Raw genomic sequence first — 5,034 nt, 5'->3', positions numbered from 1 at the left:
CAATTTATACTAAAAATTATATTAAAAGTACCAAAGAATATAATAGAAAAGGGGTATTAATAAAAAGTTATGAGTATAATTTTGATAAGAATGAAGGTTTAGAAAAAGAATATTATATAGATGGTGCTTTAAAATCTACTGTTAAATATAATAAAAGGGGATACCGCCTTTCACAAACACTAAAAAAGTTCAATGAGAATACTCATAAAAGTATTAGTACAAAAATTGTGAATGGAAAGAAGGAAGGTAAAGAGATAGTATATGACTCAAATGGTGATTTAAAAAGAATTTCTAATTATAAAAATGGAAAAATAAAAAGTATTGAATATGAATCTGGGTTAGTATCAAAAATAACTAATTATAAAAATGGTAAGCTTGATGGAGAAGAAAAAAGATATTTAGGTGGATATCTTTCTTCTATTACTTATTATAAGAATGGAAAAAAATTAAAATATAAATCTTTTACATATGATAAATATTCTTTTGCAAGAGGAATATTACAAAGGTATGAAGAATATTCTAATGGTTACTTAGACGGTGTTGTTAAAATATATAATAATTTGGGATTATTAAAAGAATATAAAGAATATAAAGATGGTAAGTTAAATGGAGTCGTTAAAACCTATAATTCAGATGGAATATTAGAACAATATGAAGAGTATAAAAATGATATTTTAGATGGTATAACAAAAAGATATGATGTAGCTGGCAATATACTATATGTAGTAACATATAAAGAAGGAAAACTTAATGGAAATTATAAAAAATATTTTTATGATAATCCTAATGTTTTAAAAGAAAAAGGCTCATATAAAAATGATAAATTAAATGGTTATGTTGAAAGTTACTATAAAAACAAACAATTAAAATCAAAAATATTATATACAAATGGTGAAGAAGACTATACGGATATTCAAAATTATTATAAAAATGGCAATAAAAAAAGTATTGCTTTCAAAAAAAATAATAATATTAATTTTAAAAATTATTATGAAAATGGAAAAATTCTCTCAATTGGAACAGTTAATAAAATTACCAATAATAGTGAACTTAAAGAATATCATCCAAACTCACAATTGGCTAAACACATAAAAATAGTAAATGGAAAAGAGGTTATAAATAAAAAGTATAACAATAAAGGAGATGAGATTGAATAGAATTACTTTTTTTCTATTATTTATTTTTCTTCTAAAAAATTTAAATGCTATTACAGTTGAAGAATATACTTATTTAGACTCTTTAATGAAAGGAAATATAAAAGGTGTAAAAAAAGCAATAGAAGAAAATAAAGTTAATATAAACTTATATGATTTTAATACACCTGCAATTATATATTCTTTTATTCCTGACAAAATAAATTTGAAAGTGATAAAATATCTTATTTCAAAGGGTGCAAATTTTGATGTAAAAAGTCAACTTTATTCTCCACCTTTAATAAGTGCTATATATAAGAATAACTTCGAACTTGTTAAATTATTACTAAATAATAAAGTGGATATTAATATATTAGATAATCATAGTCAAAATGCTTTATTAATAGCTGTAAAAAAGAACAATTTTAAAATAATTAAACTTTTAATTGAAAAAGGTATAAATTTAAATTATCAAGATAAAAATGGTAAAAATGCTTTAATGTACTCTAATTCATTAAAAATATCTAAATATTTAATTGAAAATAAAATAAATATCGATGCTAAAGATAATTCTGGATTAACTGCACTTGGATTAGCAATAAAAAAAAACAATTTTAAAATGATAGAATTATTAATAAAAAATGGAGCAAATTTAAATACTTTAGATAAAAATAAGAATTCGTTATTACAAAAAACATTGAAGTATACTAATGTTAAAATGATTAAATATTTAGAAAAATTCACTATAAATCTAGAGAATAAAAATAATCTTCAAGAAAATTTACTTATGAATGCAGTTGAAGAAAATGATTTAAATATAGTTAAATATTTAATATCTAAAAAACTTGATAAAAATACAATAAATATTTATAATGAAAATCTACTTATGAAGGCATTAGATAAAAATCATTTCCAATTATTAAAATATTTAGTTGAGCATTTACAATTAAATATTAATCATAGAGATAAAAAAGGGAATACCTCATTAATTAAAGCTACTAAAAGTTTAACTCAAGTTGATATTATTAGTTATTTAGTAAATAATGGAGCAGATATTAATGCTCAAAATGATATTGGTAATAGCGCTCTACTTTTATCTAATGATTTAAAAACAATAAAATATTTAGTAAATAATGGAGCAAATATAAATCACTTAAATAATGAAAATGAAAATATTGCATTTAAAATACCTTTATATAAATATGATATATTTAAGTTTCTTACTTCTAATAAAATCAACTTAAACCAAAAAAATAATAAAGGTGAAAACTTATTTGAAAGGTTGTATAAAGAAGATAATTTAGAACTATTAGAACTATTTTTCAAAAATGGATTAGATATAAATATAAAAAATTCTTTAGGATATAGACCTTTACATTATGCTTCATATAATAATGATATATATCTTCTAAATATATTAATTAAATATTCGAATTTAAAATTGAATGCAAAAGATATAAATGGAGATACACCTTTAATAATAGCTACAAGAAGAGAAAATATAAATATTGTAAAAAAATTAATTAATCTTAATGCTAATAAATTCTTAAAAAACAATGAGTATAAGACTGCATATGATTATGCAGTTTTATTAGATAATAATAAATTAATTAAATTATTAAAAAATCTGTAAAGTAAAAAAATTATAAAAATAAATGAAAAAACTTACAAATAATCAAAAAGCTTTAATTGGTTCTATTAGTATTATATTTGCATGGATATTTGGTATAGTATTTGAGAATTTAATACCACAACTAGTAGAATGGTTACTTTTCTTATCTCTTAATATTTTAGGTGGATATTTAATTTGGCCTATGGCGAAAGATATTGATAAATTTAATGATATACATAATAAAAGATAGTATTTAAAGGAAGAAAATTGAAAGAAATTGAATATTTTTACAATATAATATATTATTTTTTTTATAGAGGTGCAATTAAAATATCTTATGGGTTAGACTTTATTTTATATCCATATAGAAAGTTAATATTTCTAATTATCGACATTCCAATTATACATAAACAATATACAAAAAGAGGTATTATAAATCCTAAAAAAATGATAGAAGAGAGAAGAAAAAAATATACAGAGAATCCATCATTAAGTTATGGAACAATAATAGGTGCAGGCTTAGCTCAATTTACATTTGTATTATTTTATATTGGAATTTATCATATATTTAAATACTCTTTTTTCCCTACTTTTGAAGATAGCTTTGGTTATGTTCTAACAGTTACATATATTTTAGCATTTACAACAGACGTAATATTATGTCAAAAAGGCGATAAAGGTGAAAAATACATAAAAGAGTTCAATAAAAGAAAAGGTTGGTGGAGAACTAAGTGGAAAATCATCACAATACTATCTTTATTTTTAAGTCTTTGGGTTTCTTTGACTACTTCTAGTGGTGGTAACGTTGGACAATTTCTTATTAGTTTACATTCAAATATATAAACTAATCCTTTCTAACTTTTATCAAAATAGGAAGCACTAAAAGTTGATATCGAAGAAAGTTCACATAAACTAACTATTAAACAAGAAGTAAAAAAATTTCTAAAAAGATTAGGAGCAAAAAGATGACAAAAATATTTATACTATTCATACTATTAACACATATATTATTTGCAAAAGGATTAGCAAATAAAAAAGAGTTTATGAAGATGTGTAACAATCCAACACCTTCTCAAAAAATAACATTTGAAGCATTAGCTAAAGATAATAAAGTAAAAATTAATAAACAAATGTGTGATTATCTTTATATTCAAACTGATACAAGTGGTTTCTCTTTTGCGAATGCAGAGACTAATAATATTACAGATTTGTCTCCTCTTCAATTTTTTTTAGATTTAGAAAGCGTTAGATTATATGATAATAAAGTAGAAGATATTTCAGTGTTAAAACATCTTACAAAATTAAAAGAACTTAATTTATCAGGAAATCCAGTAAGTGATTTATCTGCCTTAAAAGATTTAAAACATTTAAAGAATTTAGATTTAAGTAAAACAAAAGTTACAGATTTATCTTCAATTAATAATATTAAAACTTTAAAAAATTTAACATATGGTTATATGAAAAATACTGATACTATAGATATATCTCAAATCAAAGATTTAACTAATTTAGAATTTTTAAGTTTAGGGGATATTAAAATAAAAAACTTTCATATGCTTAATAATTTTAAAAATTTAACATTTTTTAGTCCTCCTAAATCTGTTACAGTAGAAGATATGAAGATGCTAATTGATCTTAAAAAATTAAAAACATTAAGTTTAAATAATAATAAAGATATAACAAATATAGACTTTTTACTTAATTTTCCAAATATAGAGCAATTATCTTTAAAGAATACAAGTATAAAAGATATTTCTGTTTTAAAAAAGATTCCAAGATTAATTACACTTGATATATCTGATACACAAGTAACAGATGCTAGTGGAATACTGACAAATACTGATGTAAATCCTATGTATTTACTATTTAAAGCAAGAAATACACCACTTAAAATATGTTCTCCAAAAAATACTAAAGATATACGAGAAGGAACATCTTGTTTTGAAAAAGATGGTAAAACTTTAAAACCTTGGTGGAAAAGATGGTTTGGATTATAAAATGTAATAGATAAATACTTGCAAATCTATTTAAAAACTGTAGATCTACTATTAAGTTTGCAAATATTATAACAAAACTAATATTCTTCAAAGAGTTTAATAAAAAAGCATGGTAGAGAACTAAGTGGAAAATTATCTTTATTTTAAAGTCTTTTTTTCTGTTTATTTATATCCTGTACTAGATAATTTCTAATTATTTTGGAATATTAAAATAATTTTATAACAATTAAAATTATTTTAATATAAAATATATTATAATTTCAAAAATTATTTAGGAACCTTTATGCTAAAT

The 5,034-nt window shown here is 21.1% G+C and carries 5 protein-coding genes; all 5 read left to right on the top strand.

The features are described from left to right. Window positions 1-1,157: toxin-antitoxin system YwqK family antitoxin (locus CRU93_RS13815; protein WP_129104774.1), on the top strand; the 1,157-nt coding region annotated here is incomplete at its 5' end. Beyond that, on the top strand, window positions 1,150-2,766 hold the full coding sequence (locus tag CRU93_RS13810) for an ankyrin repeat domain-containing protein (protein WP_164967702.1): 1,617 nt from the start codon (window positions 1,150-1,152) through the stop codon (window positions 2,764-2,766). The genes CRU93_RS13815 and CRU93_RS13810, both read left to right, overlap by 8 nt. Before the next feature lie 22 nt (window positions 2,767-2,788). Continuing rightward, window positions 2,789-2,995 (top strand): hypothetical protein, encoded by a 207-nt coding sequence (locus CRU93_RS13805; protein ID WP_129104772.1) that lies wholly within the window; start codon window positions 2,789-2,791, stop codon window positions 2,993-2,995. Window positions 2,996-3,012: 17 nt separating this feature from the next. Further along, window positions 3,013-3,588 (top strand): hypothetical protein, encoded by a 576-nt coding sequence (locus CRU93_RS13800; RefSeq protein WP_129104771.1) that lies wholly within the window; start codon window positions 3,013-3,015, stop codon window positions 3,586-3,588. A gap of 122 nt (window positions 3,589-3,710) precedes the next feature. Then, on the top strand, window positions 3,711-4,742 hold the full coding sequence (locus CRU93_RS13795; RefSeq protein WP_129104770.1) for a leucine-rich repeat domain-containing protein: 1,032 nt from the start codon (window positions 3,711-3,713) through the stop codon (window positions 4,740-4,742). Window positions 4,743-5,034 lie beyond the last annotated feature (292 nt).

It is taken from the genome of Arcobacter sp. CECT 8985 (assembly GCF_004116495.1).
Classification (GTDB): Bacteria; Campylobacterota; Campylobacteria; order Campylobacterales; family Arcobacteraceae; genus Malaciobacter.
Note: the sequence above shows the minus strand (reverse complement) of the source record. Positions and strands in the feature narration are given on the sequence as shown.